16 protein-coding genes and 1 pseudogene are annotated in these 14,868 nt (G+C 59.2%); 12 read left to right on the forward strand and 5 right to left on the reverse strand.

Features of this window, described 5'->3' with window-relative positions; translation table 11 throughout:
• Positions 1 to 31: 31 nt before the first annotated feature.
• A complete protein-coding gene (locus GJ630_RS10930) occupies positions 32 to 700 on the reverse strand; it encodes an O-methyltransferase (protein WP_191449883.1) in 669 nt (222 codons plus the stop codon).
• Between the two features lie 50 nt (positions 701 to 750).
• Positions 751 to 1,788 carry a hypothetical protein gene (locus GJ630_RS10935; RefSeq protein ID WP_050007437.1) on the reverse strand — a complete coding sequence of 346 codons (1,038 nt, stop codon included), beginning with the start codon at positions 1,786 to 1,788 and terminating at the stop codon, positions 751 to 753.
• A 199-nt stretch (positions 1,789 to 1,987) separates the two neighbouring features.
• Between GJ630_RS10935 and GJ630_RS19585 the strand changes: the two genes are divergently transcribed.
• Complete coding sequence (locus GJ630_RS19585) at positions 1,988 to 2,146, forward strand: hypothetical protein (protein ID WP_014040640.1); 159 nt, start codon at positions 1,988 to 1,990, stop codon at positions 2,144 to 2,146.
• 244 nt (positions 2,147 to 2,390) lie between these two features.
• Here the strand turns inward: GJ630_RS19585 and GJ630_RS10940 are convergent, their stop codons facing one another.
• Both GJ630_RS10940 and GJ630_RS20580 read right to left on the reverse strand, forming a co-directional pair.
• Positions 2,391 to 2,981 carry a thioredoxin family protein gene (locus GJ630_RS10940; protein ID WP_014040638.1) on the reverse strand — a complete coding sequence of 197 codons (591 nt, stop codon included), beginning with the start codon at positions 2,979 to 2,981 and terminating at the stop codon, positions 2,391 to 2,393.
• 75 nt (positions 2,982 to 3,056) lie between these two features.
• A pseudogene (locus GJ630_RS20580) lies at positions 3,057 to 3,388 on the reverse strand (hypothetical protein).
• 117 nt (positions 3,389 to 3,505) lie between these two features.
• On the opposite strand from GJ630_RS20580, the gene GJ630_RS10950 reads away from it, so the two are divergent.
• The 9 genes from GJ630_RS10950 (at position 3,506) to GJ630_RS10990 (ending at position 13,057) form a co-directional block, all read left to right on the forward strand.
• A complete protein-coding gene (locus GJ630_RS10950; protein WP_008313373.1) occupies positions 3,506 to 4,000 on the forward strand; it encodes an Lrp/AsnC family transcriptional regulator in 495 nt (164 codons plus the stop codon).
• On the forward strand, positions 3,997 to 5,142 hold the full coding sequence (locus GJ630_RS10955) for a pyridoxal phosphate-dependent aminotransferase (RefSeq protein ID WP_014040636.1): 1,146 nt from the start codon (positions 3,997 to 3,999) through the stop codon (positions 5,140 to 5,142). Before GJ630_RS10950 ends, GJ630_RS10955 begins: the two co-directional genes overlap by 4 nt.
• Positions 5,143 to 5,279: 137 nt before the next feature.
• The gene (locus GJ630_RS10960) at positions 5,280 to 7,772 is read left to right on the forward strand and encodes a type II/IV secretion system ATPase subunit (protein ID WP_146417183.1); all 2,493 of its coding nucleotides are present in this window, start codon (positions 5,280 to 5,282) and stop codon (positions 7,770 to 7,772) included.
• Positions 7,769 to 9,805, forward strand: a complete 2,037-nt coding sequence (locus GJ630_RS10965; protein ID WP_050036694.1) for a type II secretion system F family protein — start codon at positions 7,769 to 7,771, stop codon at positions 9,803 to 9,805. Before GJ630_RS10960 ends, GJ630_RS10965 begins: the two co-directional genes overlap by 4 nt.
• A gap of 58 nt (positions 9,806 to 9,863) precedes the next feature.
• On the forward strand, positions 9,864 to 10,385 hold the full coding sequence (locus tag GJ630_RS10970; protein ID WP_008313381.1) for a hypothetical protein: 522 nt from the start codon (positions 9,864 to 9,866) through the stop codon (positions 10,383 to 10,385).
• A 2-nt stretch (positions 10,386 to 10,387) separates the two neighbouring features.
• The gene (locus tag GJ630_RS10975) at positions 10,388 to 10,960 is read left to right on the forward strand and encodes a hypothetical protein (protein ID WP_014040633.1); all 573 of its coding nucleotides are present in this window, start codon (positions 10,388 to 10,390) and stop codon (positions 10,958 to 10,960) included.
• Positions 10,954 to 11,841 (forward strand): hypothetical protein, encoded by an 888-nt coding sequence (locus GJ630_RS10980; RefSeq protein ID WP_064287441.1) that lies wholly within the window; start codon positions 10,954 to 10,956, stop codon positions 11,839 to 11,841. Before GJ630_RS10975 ends, GJ630_RS10980 begins: the two co-directional genes overlap by 7 nt.
• Positions 11,841 to 12,305, forward strand: a complete 465-nt coding sequence (locus tag GJ630_RS10985; protein WP_014040631.1) for a hypothetical protein — start codon at positions 11,841 to 11,843, stop codon at positions 12,303 to 12,305. Before GJ630_RS10980 ends, GJ630_RS10985 begins: the two co-directional genes overlap by 1 nt.
• Positions 12,302 to 13,057, forward strand: coding sequence for a hypothetical protein (locus tag GJ630_RS10990; RefSeq protein ID WP_191449884.1), 756 nt, complete (start codon positions 12,302 to 12,304; stop codon positions 13,055 to 13,057). Before GJ630_RS10985 ends, GJ630_RS10990 begins: the two co-directional genes overlap by 4 nt.
• Positions 13,058 to 13,122: 65 nt before the next feature.
• On the opposite strand, the gene GJ630_RS19590 is transcribed toward GJ630_RS10990, so the two are convergent.
• On the reverse strand, positions 13,123 to 13,299 hold the full coding sequence (locus tag GJ630_RS19590) for a hypothetical protein (RefSeq protein ID WP_023843307.1): 177 nt from the start codon (positions 13,297 to 13,299) through the stop codon (positions 13,123 to 13,125).
• A gap of 279 nt (positions 13,300 to 13,578) precedes the next feature.
• On the opposite strand from GJ630_RS19590, the gene GJ630_RS10995 reads away from it, so the two are divergent.
• Both GJ630_RS10995 and GJ630_RS11000 read left to right on the forward strand, forming a co-directional pair.
• On the forward strand, positions 13,579 to 13,815 hold the full coding sequence (locus GJ630_RS10995; RefSeq protein ID WP_004516302.1) for a UPF0058 family protein: 237 nt from the start codon (positions 13,579 to 13,581) through the stop codon (positions 13,813 to 13,815).
• Between the two features lie 152 nt (positions 13,816 to 13,967).
• A complete protein-coding gene (locus GJ630_RS11000) occupies positions 13,968 to 14,264 on the forward strand; it encodes a translation initiation factor eIF-1A (RefSeq protein ID WP_044951882.1) in 297 nt (98 codons plus the stop codon).
• Positions 14,265 to 14,868 lie beyond the last annotated feature (604 nt).

Below are 14,868 nucleotides of genomic sequence, written 5' to 3' on the forward strand. Positions count from 1 at the left end.
CGAGAATCGGAGCGTGTTGATACCGCTTTGCTCACTCCACGCGGACGCTCACAGCGACGCCCTCGCCGAGCGGCAGCAATCCGGTCTCGAACGCCGGGTCGTCGCCGACGCGTTCGAGATAGGTGGCGATGCCGCGACTCGTTTCGTTGGCGTCGATGTCGCCGCCGTCCAGCAACGCCTGTACTTCCTCGAACTCCAGCGGCCCGGCCTCGATCATATTGTCGGCGACCACCGCCCCACCGACCGGCACTTTCCGGCGGACAGCCTCAAATGCTTCCGCATAGCGGTGTTTCTCGTTGTCGACGAGCACCACGTCGAAGGGGCCGTCGTAGTTCTCAACGGTTTCGATTGCGTCCCCGTGCTCGAAAGCGGCCCGGTCGGTGAACCCGCCGCGGTCGAGGAACTCTCGGGCTTCCTCCAGTTCGTCGGCGTCAATCTCCGTCAGGACGATCTGCCCGTCGTCGGACACCGCGGGGGCCATCCAGTACGCGGAGTACCCGAAGCCGGAGCCGAACTCGAAGATACGGTCGGCGTCGACCATCCGGGCGACGAGGCGAAGCCAGCCACCGACTGCGGGACCGACCGTCGGGAACCCTTCCCGATCGGCTTTGGCGTCCATCTCCTCTATGACCGGATCGCTGGCCGGCGCTATCGTACGGGCGAATTGCTCTGTGACATTGGGGAGCGGGGTTTCGTCCATACCGGGCTATGCCGGTAGGGGCGACATAAATGAGTGGGTCGGGACCGGAATTAGCCGAGTTCGAGGCGCTCGACGTACTGGATGACCGACTCCAGCGCGGGATTGGGGTAGTACTCGACGGTGTTGGCCGCTGTCTCGTACGATAGAATTCCGAGGTCGTCCAGCCGCGGCAGGTGATTGTGTGCCAGCGACACGCCCACTTCGTCGCGTGATTTGGGGGTCGCTCTGGCCGGGATGGCCTTCTCGCGTTCGTAGACGCGGTCGACGAGGTCGTCCAGTGGGACCTCGGCGTCCGACCGGTCTTTCAGGTGATACAGGAGACTGCGTCGCCGCGGGGCGGAGATCAACTCCAGAACCTGGTCAAACGAGTATGGTATCGGAATTGTTTCGGGCTCTTCCGGGTCGCCCTTCTTGACGCCACCGGGTGGGGCGACGGTGTCCCGAAACGTCGGCATCTCCTCCGCGTCTTTCGATGCTGTGACGGTCCAGCCGTGGTCCGGGAGGTACTCGTACACGACGTCATACAGCGGCCGAAACATCTCGATTGTCTCCTCCGTATGGGCCTCCGGGTCCATGTGGTGGTGGCCGGAGACGTCCATCTCGGCACATTGTCGGTTCAACGCGGTCACCAGCGCGATGACGCGGTCACGTTCCCAGGACTCAAGCAGTCCAGTAAGCGAATGCAGGCACAGAAGCAGCGGTGCATCTGCCTGTTCCAGTCGGCCGAGATGGCGAGAGACGGCCGCTCCGATGTCTATCGGCTCCACTGTCGAGGGAAGGGTATCAAGCGTCAATGAGGGAAATGCGCCAGACGCCGCTGCCTGCGAGTTAGCCGGTAACTCGCTGCCGGCGTCGACGATAATCGCCTCTTCCGGCATCTCGTCGTCGAGGTGCTGCTGCCACAGCGAGAGGCGGGAATCGGGGGACTCAGACACTGTGACACAGATGGCCTTCGAGTCACTGACTCCCTGTTCAGTCAGGAATCCGGCACACCCCTCTCGTTCGGCGTCGCTCGAACCGCGTGCCAGTACCAATACGGACGCGGCCTCGCTCAGAGGCTGGTCCACTGTCCCACTCCCGGAGTTCATTGCGTACTGTATCGTATCAGGAACCATAAACCCATCAACAAATAAGCGTTCCCTTGATATAGGGTAACATTCAATCAGGAACCGCTCGAAAATGAGGCACTGTCCGGATCGGCCCCCCTCTATGTGAGCGGGTCTCAGGGCGTGTCCCGGACAGTCTCGATTCCGAGGATTTTTGCAGTACTACGGCGTATTACTTACTATGCCAATCATGTCGAGTAGCGACTTTTCTATCCACATCGAGGAGTGTGATGAGTTTGACGACGGGATGCCGATAAGTTCGCTTCCGGACGAGGTCACGTCTATCGACGACCTCGACTGTGAGTGCTGGAGCGGGTTCGAGTCGCTAGACGAAATCTAACGACGGGCTCTACGGTCTGGGTGCCAGAAGGCAGCCTCGGTCGATCGATCTTCAAGCACCTTGCCGACGACCGTCTCCACGTCGTGGATGAGCTTCTTGATGATATATGCTGACGGCTGTCCCACCACTGCATAAAAATGGCCGTAGCTAGGAGTGTCTTGCTTGAAACACGTCTTCTGGATCACCGATTCACTCCGGGCGACGCACTCGTCTCGAAGGCACTGCTCACGCTGGGCCGCCCCGATCAGGCGTCCCAGTACGCCGGTTCGTTGCCGGGCTTCCACTTTATCGAACAGCCTCTGGACGGTTTTTCAGCGGCTGTAATCTGGTCGCCATCGAGCAACGTTTCGACGTGTGCGGCCATCTCCCGCTCGCTGGGTTCGTCGTCCGGGTTCGGCGCGTCGTCGAGGCGGCCGTGATACGCCAGTTTGAACGTCCCGCCGTCGTTGTGAAACAGGAACGGATCGGGGGTACAGCGGGCGCCGTACGCGGCCGCGACCTCCTGGGTCTCGTCGAACAGATACGCGTCGTACTGTATCTCGCCGCGCTCGACGAGTTCCTGCATCCGCTCGAAGGAGTCGTCGGGGTACTCCTCGGGGTCGTTGGCATTGATCCCGACGACAGCGAGGTCGTCATACTCCGTCGCGAGCCGGTTTAGCTCGTCAATCTTCGCTTTCGCGTACGGACAGTGATTGCAGGTGAATACGACCAGTAGTGCGTCCTTGTCCGCGAAATCCGACAGTGAGTACGTCGCCCCGTCCGCTCCCGGGAGTTCGAACGGCGGTGCTTCGTCCCCACGCCCGAGCACGTCGGACTCCGAATCGAGTGAAACCATCGCTCCCTACTACGACTGTCGCCGCTAAAAGTCCATGGACGCGCTACACTGACTTCCGAAACGACCGCTTTTTGGTCAACTGTCCGCTTCTTCCGACGTCGCTGCCGCAGTATCGAAGGCTTTCGCTGCCTCGAACGCGGCGCTCCCGTCGTCAACGGAGAACAGCGTCTCTTTCCCCTCCGCCTCGTGTTTTTCCAGTAATCCGACCGTCACCAGTTCTTCGAGCGTCCCGTCGAGGTACAGCGTCTTCAGCGGCACACCGGCTGCCTCGCTCAAGGCTGTTTTCGTATACGTTTCGTCGCATCGAGGCGGAGTATCGTGTCAATAACTGTCGCCGCCTTGTCGTGGTTCGAGATGTGTGCCCATCCCGTGTCAGAACCAGCCCGCTGGCCACCCTCTTCGAACATTAGTCGACACCTAACCGTCAGAGATATTAAAACTGTCTGGTGTATTTCCGACCGAATGGTGTGACGCTCTCTCACTATTGAGCAAGGCTTTTGTCCGCGTCACTCTCCTGGCACTGTATGAGCAGTCGCCGCGAGATACTCGACCTGCTACGGGAGAACGCTCGCTACACGACCGAGGACATCGCTCGGTTGACTGATTACTCCGAGAGCGAGGTAGCCGAGGCTATCGAGGAGTTCGAGGAGGCAGGTGTTATCCGCGGCTACGGGGCAGTCGTCGACTGGAACGCCGTCGAGACCGACGAGGAGCGCGTTCGCGCCACCGTCGAACTCAACGTCACACTGGACCGTGAGACCAGCTACGACGACATCTCCGACCGGATCGCGAAGTTTCCGGAAGTGACCTCGCTTCGCCTCGTCAGCGGTGACTACGACTTCGACCTGGAGGTCGAGGGCGATTCGATGCGCGAAGTGTCGCATTTCATCAGCGACAAAATCGCGCCGATTCCCGAGATCACGCAGACGGTAACCCACTACATCATGGAGTCGTACAAGGAGCAGGGGATGGAGTTCGACGACCACGACGACGACGACCGCCTGTCCGTCTCACCATGACATTCGAAGCAGCGGACAGAGTCGACAGCGTGCCGCCCTCGGGTATCAGGCGGTTCTTCGAACTGGCCGAGGAGATGGACGACATCATCTCGCTCGGGGTCGGGGAACCGGACTTCTCGGCCCCGTGGGCCGCCCGCGAAGCCGCTATCGCGTCGCTCGAACGCGGCCAGACCTCGTACACCGCCAACCGCGGGAAGCGGGAACTCCGGGAACGCATCGCGGACTACGAGGCGGCGACGCACAATCTCCAGTACGACCCCGACGAGGAAATCCTCGTCACGGCGGGCGCGAGCGAGGGGCTCGACCTCGCCTTCCGGGCGCTGCTAAACCCCGGCGATTCCATCGCTATCGCCCAGCCCTGCTACGTCTCGTACGTCCCCGGCGCGACGTTCGCCGGGATCGACGTTATCGACGTTCCGACACGCGCGGAAGACGAGTTCAAACTCACCCGAGAGGTGCTGGAATCGTCCGGCGCGGCCGAGGCCGACGCGCTCGTGTACTGCTATCCGAACAACCCCACCGGTGCGACGATGACGGCCGAGGAGATGGCGTCTGTCGCGGCGTTCTGTCGTGAAAACGACCTCCTCGTGTTCGCCGACGAGATCTACGCCGATCTCACGTACGAACACGACCACACGTCTATCGCTACCCTCCCCGGGATGCGTGAGCGGACCGTCGTGTTCAACGGCTTCTCGAAGGCGTTCGCCATGACGGGGTTCAGACTCGGGTACGCGATGGCCCCGCCGGAGGCCATCGAGGCCATGAACCGCATCCATCAGTACTCGATGCTATCGGCCCCAACGACGGCCCAGCACGCCGCTATCGAGGCGCTGGACAACTGCCGCGACGAGGTCACAGACATGGCCGCCCAGTACGACCGCCGACGGAAGTACGTCCTCACACGCTTCGAAGAGATGGGACTGGACTGCTTCCCAGCGGCTGGAGCCTTCTACGCGTTCCCGGAATGTCCATGGGACGATGCCGGCGAGTTCGCCGAGAGTCTGCTGCAGGAAAAGCGGGTCGCAGTCGTACCCGGAACTGCCTTTGGTGAGGGCGGGTCGGGCCACCTGCGAGTGTCGTACGCGACCGGTCTCGACGATCTCAAAGAAGCGATGGCCCGGATCGAATCGTTCCTTAATTGACAATTAATATCGGCGAAACATTCAGTATGGTCCACTTACTACCGTAAGGAGACCGTGATACGAACAACCGGAACTTCTTTTTCATCGACATTTGGTGGGGATAAAGTTTTTTCCTGCCTAACTGGAGATGAATAACAATGGCTATCGATGATACTGGGGGAGGTGAGTCGGATCAGGTCAACGGTGGGGGGAACCTGACTGACGAGCCTGTACGGGTCGGCGAATACACATGGGACGATCTCCGGCGGGAGGTACACGATGGGGGACGGTTCGACCGGAGCGTGTACCTCGGCTTCGAGCCGAGAGAACTCAGTCAGCGTCTCGAAGACGCGGCAAGTGCCGGTAAAACACTGCAAGCGCCGTTCGAGGAGTATCTCGACCCAACCACGACACCAGTCGCGAAAGACATCTACACATGGGAGCATTTCAAACAGGAGTACTATTACGAGGACGGCAGTCTCCCCCGTGACAGTGACGGCGAAGTCATCCCTTTCGACGAAAGTGAGTATCTGAACTTCGACCCCGAACACACGGAAAACAACCTGTCCGCCGCCGAAGACATCGCCAGTGAACTGCACGAGTACGTCGACGAAAACACCGTCGACGTGAATCCGGAACTGGACGAAGACGAGTTCTTCTCGACACGAGACGGCCATACAACCGTCGTCAACCGTTACGACCTCGAAAAAGCCGTTCCCCAGTCGAAGAAATCTCACTTCAACGAACTAGAACGGTACTGGGTCAACAAGCCCTACGCCTGCGTCATCATCTTCCACTCACGGAAAGAGAACGAGAAGAAGTACTACGTCATCGAGCCGTATCTCACCGATATCGAGATCGACCTCCGAGAGTTCCTCTCGGGCAAGCTCAAGACCGCGATCAAGTACTCCGAGGACGATGTCATCGTCCAGGGGACCGACGCCGACCGAGCACAGGTCATCCAGCGGGAGGCCGAACAACTCCTCTCGCGGTACGACCTCTACAACGGCACAGTCTCCAGTAGCGGTGAAGAAAGCGTTCTCGGGCAGGTCAAGGAACTGTTCGGACTGGACGAGGAAACACAAAGTGAAACCACGGGCCAACTTTCCGGCATTTCGACACGGCCTGAGCCGGCTATCCTCGAAGACGACGACCCGAAGCTAAACGAGTATCAGGTCGAGAAGCTGCTGTACATGCTCAAGCGGGACTTCGTCGGCTACGCCCGCATCGACGGCGTCAAACACGACATCAACGTGGAGGACATCTCCTGTGACGGGTACAACTCCCGGGTGTTCGTCTATCACACCGACTACGAGCAGATCATTTCGAACGTCGAACACGGCGAGGGGGAACTCGACGACTTCGTCGTGAAACTCGCCCAGCGTTCCGGGAAGGGTATCTCGAAGCGCCAGCCCCAGGTCGACGCGACGCTGCCGGACGGGTCGCGTGCCCAGTTGACGCTGGGCCGGGAAGTGTCCGACCACGGGACGAACTACACCATCCGGCAGTTCAAGGACGTGCCCTTTACCCCGATCGACCTCATCAACTGGAACACCTTCTCGCTGGACGAGATGGCGTTCCTCTGGCTCTGTATCGAGAACAACAAGAGCCTGATCTTCGCCGGCGGTACTGCCTCGGGGAAGACGACGAGCCTGAACGCCGTCTCGCTGTTCATCCCGTCGAACTCCAAGATCGTCTCTATCGAGGACACGCGCGAGGTTGAGCTACCCCAGCGGAACTGGGTGGCAAGCGTCACGCGCCCCTCCTTCGGTGAGGACGACAAGGGCGACGTCGACGAGTTCGACCTGCTTGAGGCCGCACTCCGTCAGCGCCCTGACTACATCGTCATGGGTGAGATCCGTGGCGAGGAAGGCCGGACGCTGTTTCAGGTCATGTCGACCGGCCACACCACCTACACCACGTTCCACGCCGACTCCGTCGGCGAGGTCATCAAGCGGTTCACGACCGAACCTATCAACGTCTCGAAAACGCTGTTTACAGCGCTCGACCTCGTGTCGATTCAGACCCAGACGCGGGTCGATGGCAACAAGGTCCGCCGGAACAAGTCCCTGACCGAAATCAACGAGTACTCCGCCGAGAACGACGAGATCAACGTCCGGGACGTGTATGAGTGGCGCGCCGAGACGGACGAGTACATCCAGATGGGGAACTCGAACACACTCGAAGAGATCAAGTTCGACCGCGGGTGGACCCAGGATAAACTCGACGAGGAACTGTTCAAGCGCAAGGTCGTCCTCGCATACCTCATCGAGAAGGGGCTGAACACCTACACGCAGGTCGCGGCGACCATCCAGGCGTTCATCAACGACCCCGACACCATTCTCACGCTCATCGCCAACGACCAGCTCGAACTGTCGCTCGAGGACCTCCGGGAGATGGAATCTGTCAAGATCGATATCGACCCGGAAAAAGAGGAGATGGTGCCCCGGCCGGACGCGCCGCCGGAAATGGTCGAGGAGACAAAGCAGGTGCTCGACAACGCACAGCCGCTGTTCAACACGTACAAGAGCCGCGAAACGCCGGACATCGTCTCGGCGCTGATGGACGATTCCGAGGAAAGCGCTGACGAAGACAGCATCGACTTCGGCCAGTTCGTTCCGAAGGCCGGAGCGGAGGCAGATAGCGAATGAGCCTCGACACCCCGAGTCAGCAACAGGTGGGCAGCGGCGGTGCCCTCGGTGACACGTTCTACCCGGCGTACCAGATGGTGTTCGACGACGAGGGCGACTTCGTCAACAGCGTCGAGAACAAACTCGCGGAGGCCCGGATGGCCGACAACGTCGAGATGTTCCTCGCACGCGCACTCGCGGTCGGCGTCATCGCGGGCCTCGCACTGTGGCTCGTCGGCACGTTCCTCGGCTATCTGCTGGTCCAGTTGCTGTTTGCCGGTGGGGAAGCGCCGACGCTCATCGGAATTCCGGTGTCTGAGAGCGTCTCAGAGATTCTGGCCGTGCTGAAACTCCCCTTCCTCGTCATCGTGACCGGCTTCGTCTTCGGCGCCATCGGGTTCGGTATCGGCTTTGGCTCGCTTGTCTCGATTCCGTATTTCCGTGCGAGCGCGCGCGAGCGCGAAATCAACGTCTTGTTGTCCGACTCGATCTCGTTCATGTATGCGCTGTCCGTGGGCGGGCTCAATCAACTCGAAATCCTGCAGTCGATGGGGAAGGCTGAAGACACGTACGGTGAGGTCGCAAAGGAGTTCCAGTCTATCGTACTGGAGACGGAGTATTTCGATACCGACTACCGGACCGCTGTCCGGAACCAGGCGCTGCAGACTCCGTCGGACGAACTGTCGCAGTTCCTGACGGACATGCTCTCTATTATCAACTCCGGCGGGGACATGACTTCCTTCCTCGAAGACCAGAAGGAAAAGCACATGCGAACCGCCCGGCAGGAACAGGAGAAGATGCTGGAGACGCTGGAACTGTTCGGCGAGATGTACATGACGCTCTCGCTGTTCCCGCTGCTTCTCATCATCATTCTGGTCATCATGTCGATGATGGGGAACGCCCAGAAGTCGCTCATCTACGGCACCGTGTACGGGCTGATTCCCCTGACGGGTCTGGGCTTTCTCGTCCTCGTCTCGACTGTCACGCAGGACTCCATCGGGGACGGCTATCTGCGTTCGAGTCCCGGCGAGAAGGAACTCGTCGTCGACGAAGGTGTCGGCGTGTTCAACCTCGGGCTCATCGAGAGCTACACGGGCACCTACAGCGTCTTCGACCGGATCAAGAGCCGGGAAGGGACTTACGAACTTCTCGGCATTCTCAAACGGCCTGACCTGTTCTTCCGTGACCACCCGCTGTTGGTGCTGTGGCTGACGGTGCCGCTGTCCATCCTTGCCATCGTCGCGGCTATCGTCATCGGCTGGGCTCCGTTATCGCTGGATGGAATGATCGCCGTCCCGGTCCGCTCGACGTTCTTCTGGGTGTACGTCCCGATGTACATCAACTTCATCCCGCTGATGATCTTCTACGAGTGGAACCAGCGTTCGCGGAAGGCGATAATCGGGAAACTCTCGGAGAACCTCCGGAAGCTCGCGTCGGCCAACGACACCGGGATGACGCTGCTGGAGTCGGTCAAGGTGGTCTCCGAGACGTCCTCTGGAAAGCTCTCCGAGGAGTTCGAGACCATCCACGCAAAGGTCAACTACGGAACGAGCCTGAAAGACGCGCTCCGGGAATTTAACAACAAGTACAACGTCCCACGACTGGCCCGGACGGTCAAGCTTATCGCGGAGGCACAGGAGGCCTCCAGCCAGATTCAGGACGTACTCTCGACGGCCGCTCAGGCCTCGGAGAACCAGGACGACATCGAGCGGGAGCGCAAATCCCGGACGCGGATGCAGACGGTCATCATCCTGATGACCTACCTGACGCTTTTGGGCGTGATGGCGCTGCTAAAGACACAGTTCCTCGATGTGATGTCGGGGCTGGCGACGCAGGCCTCCGGGTCAAGCAGTTCGAGCGCGCCCGGCGGTGGGTTCGGTGGCAGTGTCGACACGGAACTGCTGTCGATGCTGTTCTTCCACGCGGTGACGCTGCAGGCACTGCTGTCGTCGTTTATCGCCGGCTACATTCGGGAAGTGAAGCTCGTCGCCGGCGTAAAGTTCGCAGTCGTCCTGTCGACGATTGCACTGGTGGTGTGGATCGCCGTGGGATAGCGGCCCCACTCGCGGTTCGACAGCGGACGTATCAGACAGAAAATAGGGTGTGTGGGATATGGATACAAGAGCACAAACACCGCAGGACTTCGCCGTAGGGGTGAGCGTCCTGCTCGTGACGATAATCGGGGTATTGGCCTTCGTACAGGGAAGTGCGGTCGGCGTGTACGAATCCCCAGACGTACAGCGTAACCAACCAATTGCGGACAGGGCGGGGACGTACCTCGTCGAAAACTACTCCGTCGACGGGACGCGAAACCTCATTCGCTACAACACGAGTGGTGGGATCAATGCGTCCCTCAACGCGGACACAGATCTCAGCGGTCTCAAGGAGAAAGCCGGACTCGACGTCGCGACGGAGCGCCGCGTGAACCCGCGGGTGAACGTAACGGTGGTCAACGCGTCATCGCTCAAAGCAGGGACACGGGACCCGGCAGTCGACGACCATGGCGAGCGACTCGCCTGGGGACCGTCGGCCGACGGTCGGACGAACGTCGCAACGACGTCTCGCGTGGTGAAGCTGACAAACGCGACCGGCCAGTGCGACCCGGTCTGCTGGCTCGTCGTGAGGGTGTGGTAACGATGCGTGGCCAAGCCTATACGCTGGAAGGCGTTCTCGCGGCCATCGTCGTTGTGACGGCGACCGTCTACGGCCTGTCGGCAGTCGACACTGGCCCGTTCCAGACGGGTTCCCAGCAGCGGACAGCAGAACTGGAGAGTCGTGCGAGCGATACGCTATCACTGGCGGCAGAAACCGGTGCGCTGCACAACGCGACGGCGTGTTACAGCGTCGGAACGCCGACACTCAACGGCAATCAGACGGGCAGTTCCACCGAGTTCGAGATGATGTTGAACCAGACCTTCGACCGCCAGGGCGACCAATACAATCTATACTTCAGTTACTGGGACTCGGATTCGGACGCGCGCCAGACGACTATCGTCTCGCAGGAAACAGACGCAAACGTTGCTGACCGGCCAGCCGATGCAGCCGTCGCGACCGAAACGGTGACGCTGACCGACGATATGCCCGCTCGAATCGGCGACTGCAGCGGGACCGGACCGCCCCTCTCGACCGTCGACGGGTATTTCGCTCCCGACGCGGAGCCCGACTCTATCGTCTACAACGTCGTGGAGGTGCGTCTGGTCGTATGGTAGCCAACGAGCGCGGACAACTGCTGTTGGTCGGTGGTATTGCTGTCGCTATCGTCGTGTTCAGCACGGTTCTGTTTGCTCACAGTCTCGCGGTCACTGACGGTATCACGACTACCGGAAGTGCGGATACCATCGAGCGCACGGCTGACCGCGAAGCCTCTGTCGAGCGCGACCTCGGACAACTCGCGGCCCAAGCGCGTGGCGATGGCCTCGATGGATTCGAGGAGCGATACGAGTACGCGCTTCGGAACTACACGCGAACGCACAACCGGGTCGTCGCAAGCAGCGGCGGAACCTATCTCAACGCGACGCTGAACGAGTCGGCGTCGCTTGGTACCGAAGTCAATCAGACGGGCACGTCCTCCAAGTTCCAACGTCCAGACCCATCGGGCGGGCCGCAGAACGACTGGCTAGTTGCGAATGACGTCTCTCGCGTTGCGGTGTTCAATCTCACTGCGGATGTCGTCGGCGGCTCGATGAATACCTTCACTGTCGTCATTCGAAACGGTTCTGAGGACATGAAACTGTCAGTTGAGCCGAGTACAATTGATAGTGGAAACAACGTCACGGTCGACGGCAAAACGCAGTGTCACGGCAACGGAGACGTCAACGTTGACCTTGTCGCTGGGTCATGCACTGTCGGAAGTAACAGCAGTTCTTTCGATAGCTATCACAGCCTTGACCCCCCGTACTCAATTGAAATAAAGAACGGAAATAAGGCCGAAGGGCGGTACCAGTTTGCGGCAGTCGGGACGTTCCCGTCCTCGAACTATGCCGCTCCAGTTGCTCGTGTCAACTATCCAGTCGTCCCTGCCATCGACATGACTTACGACACACCGTCTGCGAGCTACAATCGAACAGTACTGGTGGAGGTCGACGACTGATGAACCTCGCCCGTTTCCTGTTTGACAGCCGCGGCGTCTCGCCGGCGGTCACGCAGGCACTCACTATCGGTATCACGTCGCTGCTGGTGACCGGCCTCCTCATCGGCGGGAGCCAGATGGTAGACTCACAGCGTGAGCGAGTGACTGAAGAAGCTCTGGAGAACGTCGGCGATGGTATCGCGCGCGACCTGATCCGCTTAGATGCGTTCGACACCGACACGCTCAACTCGACAGTATCGTTCCGTGCGATGTATCCCGAGCGCATCGCTGATCAGTCGTACAACGTCGAGGTCTCTCCTGATGCTTCGCGCACGCGTGTGTACGTGAACGCATCAGGACTGAATCGGTATGCTGTCGTCCGCTTCGAGAACGAAACTAATGTCTGCCCGTCTGTCGTCTCCAGTGGGCCCCTGGCTGTATCGTACAACCAGACAGCCGGCTGTATGGAGGTGACTCGCGGATGACTTCGCCGCTGTCAAGCCAAAGCGGTCACGACCGTGGTGTGTCCGACCTGCTCGCGTTTACGCTCACGTTCAGCATCATCATTACTGGGATTGCGCTGGTGACGCTTGGTGGGCTTGGGGCGTTCGATGCCATCCAACAGGGGGCGACAACCGATGTCGCAGAAACGTCGATGGTCGGGTTCGCGGAAACCACGGGCGACCACATTCAGGGCAACGCTCCACGACGGACCACGAGTATGAAACTCCAGGGTCACGGACTCTCCATCCGACCGTCGACGCTTAACGTAACTGTCGACGGGCAGTCAACGAATATTTCGACCGGAGCGTTCGTTCGGGAGACTGATTCGGGGACTGATATCGTCTACACCAGCGGTGCAGTGTACCGGGTCCAGCAGGAGGGGCTGGTCGTTTCACGGAAACCCCGCTTCCGGTGTAGCCCCGGAAGTGACAGTGTATACATCTCTGCCCTTTCCCTCGACGGAGAGACGGATTTCTCGTCGTCGAACCGCGTCACAATCGAGACCGCTATCCAGAACAAGACGCTTATTTCGCCACAGGCTGGCAAGTCACCGTCCGCGACAACCGTCTCGATCAACATCTCGGAGACTGCATATCCGGATGCATGGCACCGCCTGTTCGAGCAGGAACTGTCGAACTGGTCGGGCCACTCGGAACCACACACCTACCAGTGTACTGGTGTCAGCCGCGCTGTCGTCCACAATACGACGGTCGATATCCGTACTGTCACCTAACGGCCTCTGTCTGCGGTGCATAGACCCGTCGCTGTAGGACTCAGTTCTGGACGGTGAGAAAACCGTTATGCAGCAGTCATCAGCGCTGCGATGAATGACCACTCCGTCCCGCTGTTTGCTTCTTCTTGTTTCGCCATAGCCGCAGTCTTGTCTCGTGGGTGCTTCCAGTTCATTACGGCCATAGGTACGTGTTCAGCAGGTATGAAGTGTTCGAATACTAATACATTGTCGTGGTCTTTCATGATTGAGAGCGCTTCGCAAGTCAGTAGCCTCCTCAATTCTCTTTAGCCGTTAATGAAGGGAGAGTTACATAGTGGCAACTCTCTGTTTTGTTCGATATTAGGGTAGGAAAACAGAATATTACGATCCGTAGACGAAAATCGTGATACAGGTGCTCATATGCCGGTAAACGGCTCTATCTTTGCATCTGAGATTGGGAGGAGTCGTATCCGAACGGTAGCGACATGTGAGTCGTTGGCAAGGTAGTACTATTACCCTCCACTCCATAAGATTGGACACTAATGAAGAAGCAAGAACTCATTCACCTTCACAGCCTTCTCGCGCAGGTACAACACCACTACGAGCACGAAGCGGACACGAGCGTCGAGCACGATCTGTACGCTGATCTCGGTGTCAAACCGACATCGATCCACAAATCGAAGACTGACCACAAGGAAGCAGTGTTTGCGCTCGCTTCCGGACTGACGGATGCGATGGCCGAGGAAGCCGACGAACCACAGGCGCTGACTGCCGACTGAATCGACGTCCTGTCGTCAGTTCGTTCTCACCGTTCACTATTCCCAGTAGCTATCGGCAAGCTCCTGCCGTGGCACGGCCGCTATGTCGGGCGCATGGTACACGCTATCTCGCCTCTCAAACGACTTATACGGGAGGACACTGTATTTATATTGTGAGCGACGATTCAGGGCGGCGGAATCTCCGCATGCCTACAAACGACGAGATGTTTGCAGTGGTAACAGAGCACCTTGGTGGGAACCACGTCCGCATTCGCTGTGAGGACGGCGAAACCCGACTCGGACGGATTCCGGGCCGGATGAAGTTCCGAACCTGGATTAACGAGGACGACATCGTTCTCGCCGAACCATGGGACTGGCAAGACGAGAAGGCCAACATCGAATGGCGCTACAAGGGGCAAGACGCTGACCAGCTCCGTGCCGAAGGCCACATCGACTCGCTGACCGCCTAATTTTACCACTGTACCGCGTCCTGGTTCACGACGACAGTGAGATAGTTCTCTGCTGTGACCAGCGATTGTCCCTGGTCTGACTGCTTGCTTGTCGAGTGTTCCGACCCTTGCTCTTAGTTCTCGGCACACTACAGTTGTCTACCGTCGAGTTCCTACTACTCCCAATTGATATATAATGGCTGGCTGGAACTCGGTCACTGAACCGCATGTCAGAATCTGATAACGAATACATGTTGGATCACCGACACCCGGATGCCGTCTTGCGGTTATGCGTATCACGCCATCACGTTACGTATGCGTCGTGTGTGTTCTACACAGGGCGGGTGTGAGACGATTCATTTATATGTTCCCCCGTCTTCTGAACTAATGCGAAGGTCGCACCGGGCAGCGAGCCCGGGTCGACACGCTCGGTCGGCCACCTGGGTCGGCTTGAGCTACGAGAGGATCTCGCCTTCCCCTTTGGGGCCGGCGAGATCCACCCCATGAGGATTCCACCCCTGCGGTCCGCCGTCAAGATGGAATCTGATGTGAGCCCACGGACCCATGCAGTAGTCAACATTGGTGTAGGAACCAATGTGTTAGCTTCCGACGGAGTGCAACCACT

The sequence above is a fragment of the Haloarcula sp. CBA1122 genome (assembly GCF_009741785.1).
Classification (GTDB): domain Archaea; phylum Halobacteriota; class Halobacteria; order Halobacteriales; family Haloarculaceae; genus Haloarcula; species Haloarcula hispanica.

Excerpts from the sequence above, each read along its gene's own strand:
- GJ630_RS10930 (WP_191449883.1), bottom strand. The coding sequence starts at position 700 with ATGGACGAAACCCCGCTCCCCAATGTCACAGAGCAATTCGCCCGTACG.
- GJ630_RS10935 (WP_050007437.1), bottom strand. The coding sequence starts at position 1,788 with ATGAACTCCGGGAGTGGGACAGTGGACCAGCCTCTGAGCGAGGCCGCG.
- GJ630_RS19585 (WP_014040640.1), top strand. The coding sequence starts at position 1,988 with ATGCCAATCATGTCGAGTAGCGACTTTTCTATCCACATCGAGGAGTGT.
- GJ630_RS10940 (WP_014040638.1), bottom strand. The coding sequence starts at position 2,981 with ATGGTTTCACTCGATTCGGAGTCCGACGTGCTCGGGCGTGGGGACGAA.
- GJ630_RS10950 (WP_008313373.1), top strand. The coding sequence starts at position 3,506 with ATGAGCAGTCGCCGCGAGATACTCGACCTGCTACGGGAGAACGCTCGC.
- GJ630_RS10955 (WP_014040636.1), top strand. The coding sequence starts at position 3,997 with ATGACATTCGAAGCAGCGGACAGAGTCGACAGCGTGCCGCCCTCGGGT.
- GJ630_RS10960 (WP_146417183.1), top strand. The coding sequence starts at position 5,280 with ATGGCTATCGATGATACTGGGGGAGGTGAGTCGGATCAGGTCAACGGT.
- GJ630_RS10965 (WP_050036694.1), top strand. The coding sequence starts at position 7,769 with ATGAGCCTCGACACCCCGAGTCAGCAACAGGTGGGCAGCGGCGGTGCC.
- GJ630_RS10970 (WP_008313381.1), top strand. The coding sequence starts at position 9,864 with ATGGATACAAGAGCACAAACACCGCAGGACTTCGCCGTAGGGGTGAGC.
- GJ630_RS10975 (WP_014040633.1), top strand. The coding sequence starts at position 10,388 with ATGCGTGGCCAAGCCTATACGCTGGAAGGCGTTCTCGCGGCCATCGTC.
- GJ630_RS10980 (WP_064287441.1), top strand. The coding sequence starts at position 10,954 with ATGGTAGCCAACGAGCGCGGACAACTGCTGTTGGTCGGTGGTATTGCT.
- GJ630_RS10985 (WP_014040631.1), top strand. The coding sequence starts at position 11,841 with ATGAACCTCGCCCGTTTCCTGTTTGACAGCCGCGGCGTCTCGCCGGCG.
- GJ630_RS10990 (WP_191449884.1), top strand. The coding sequence starts at position 12,302 with ATGACTTCGCCGCTGTCAAGCCAAAGCGGTCACGACCGTGGTGTGTCC.
- GJ630_RS19590 (WP_023843307.1), bottom strand. The coding sequence starts at position 13,299 with ATGAAAGACCACGACAATGTATTAGTATTCGAACACTTCATACCTGCT.
- GJ630_RS10995 (WP_004516302.1), top strand. The coding sequence starts at position 13,579 with ATGAAGAAGCAAGAACTCATTCACCTTCACAGCCTTCTCGCGCAGGTA.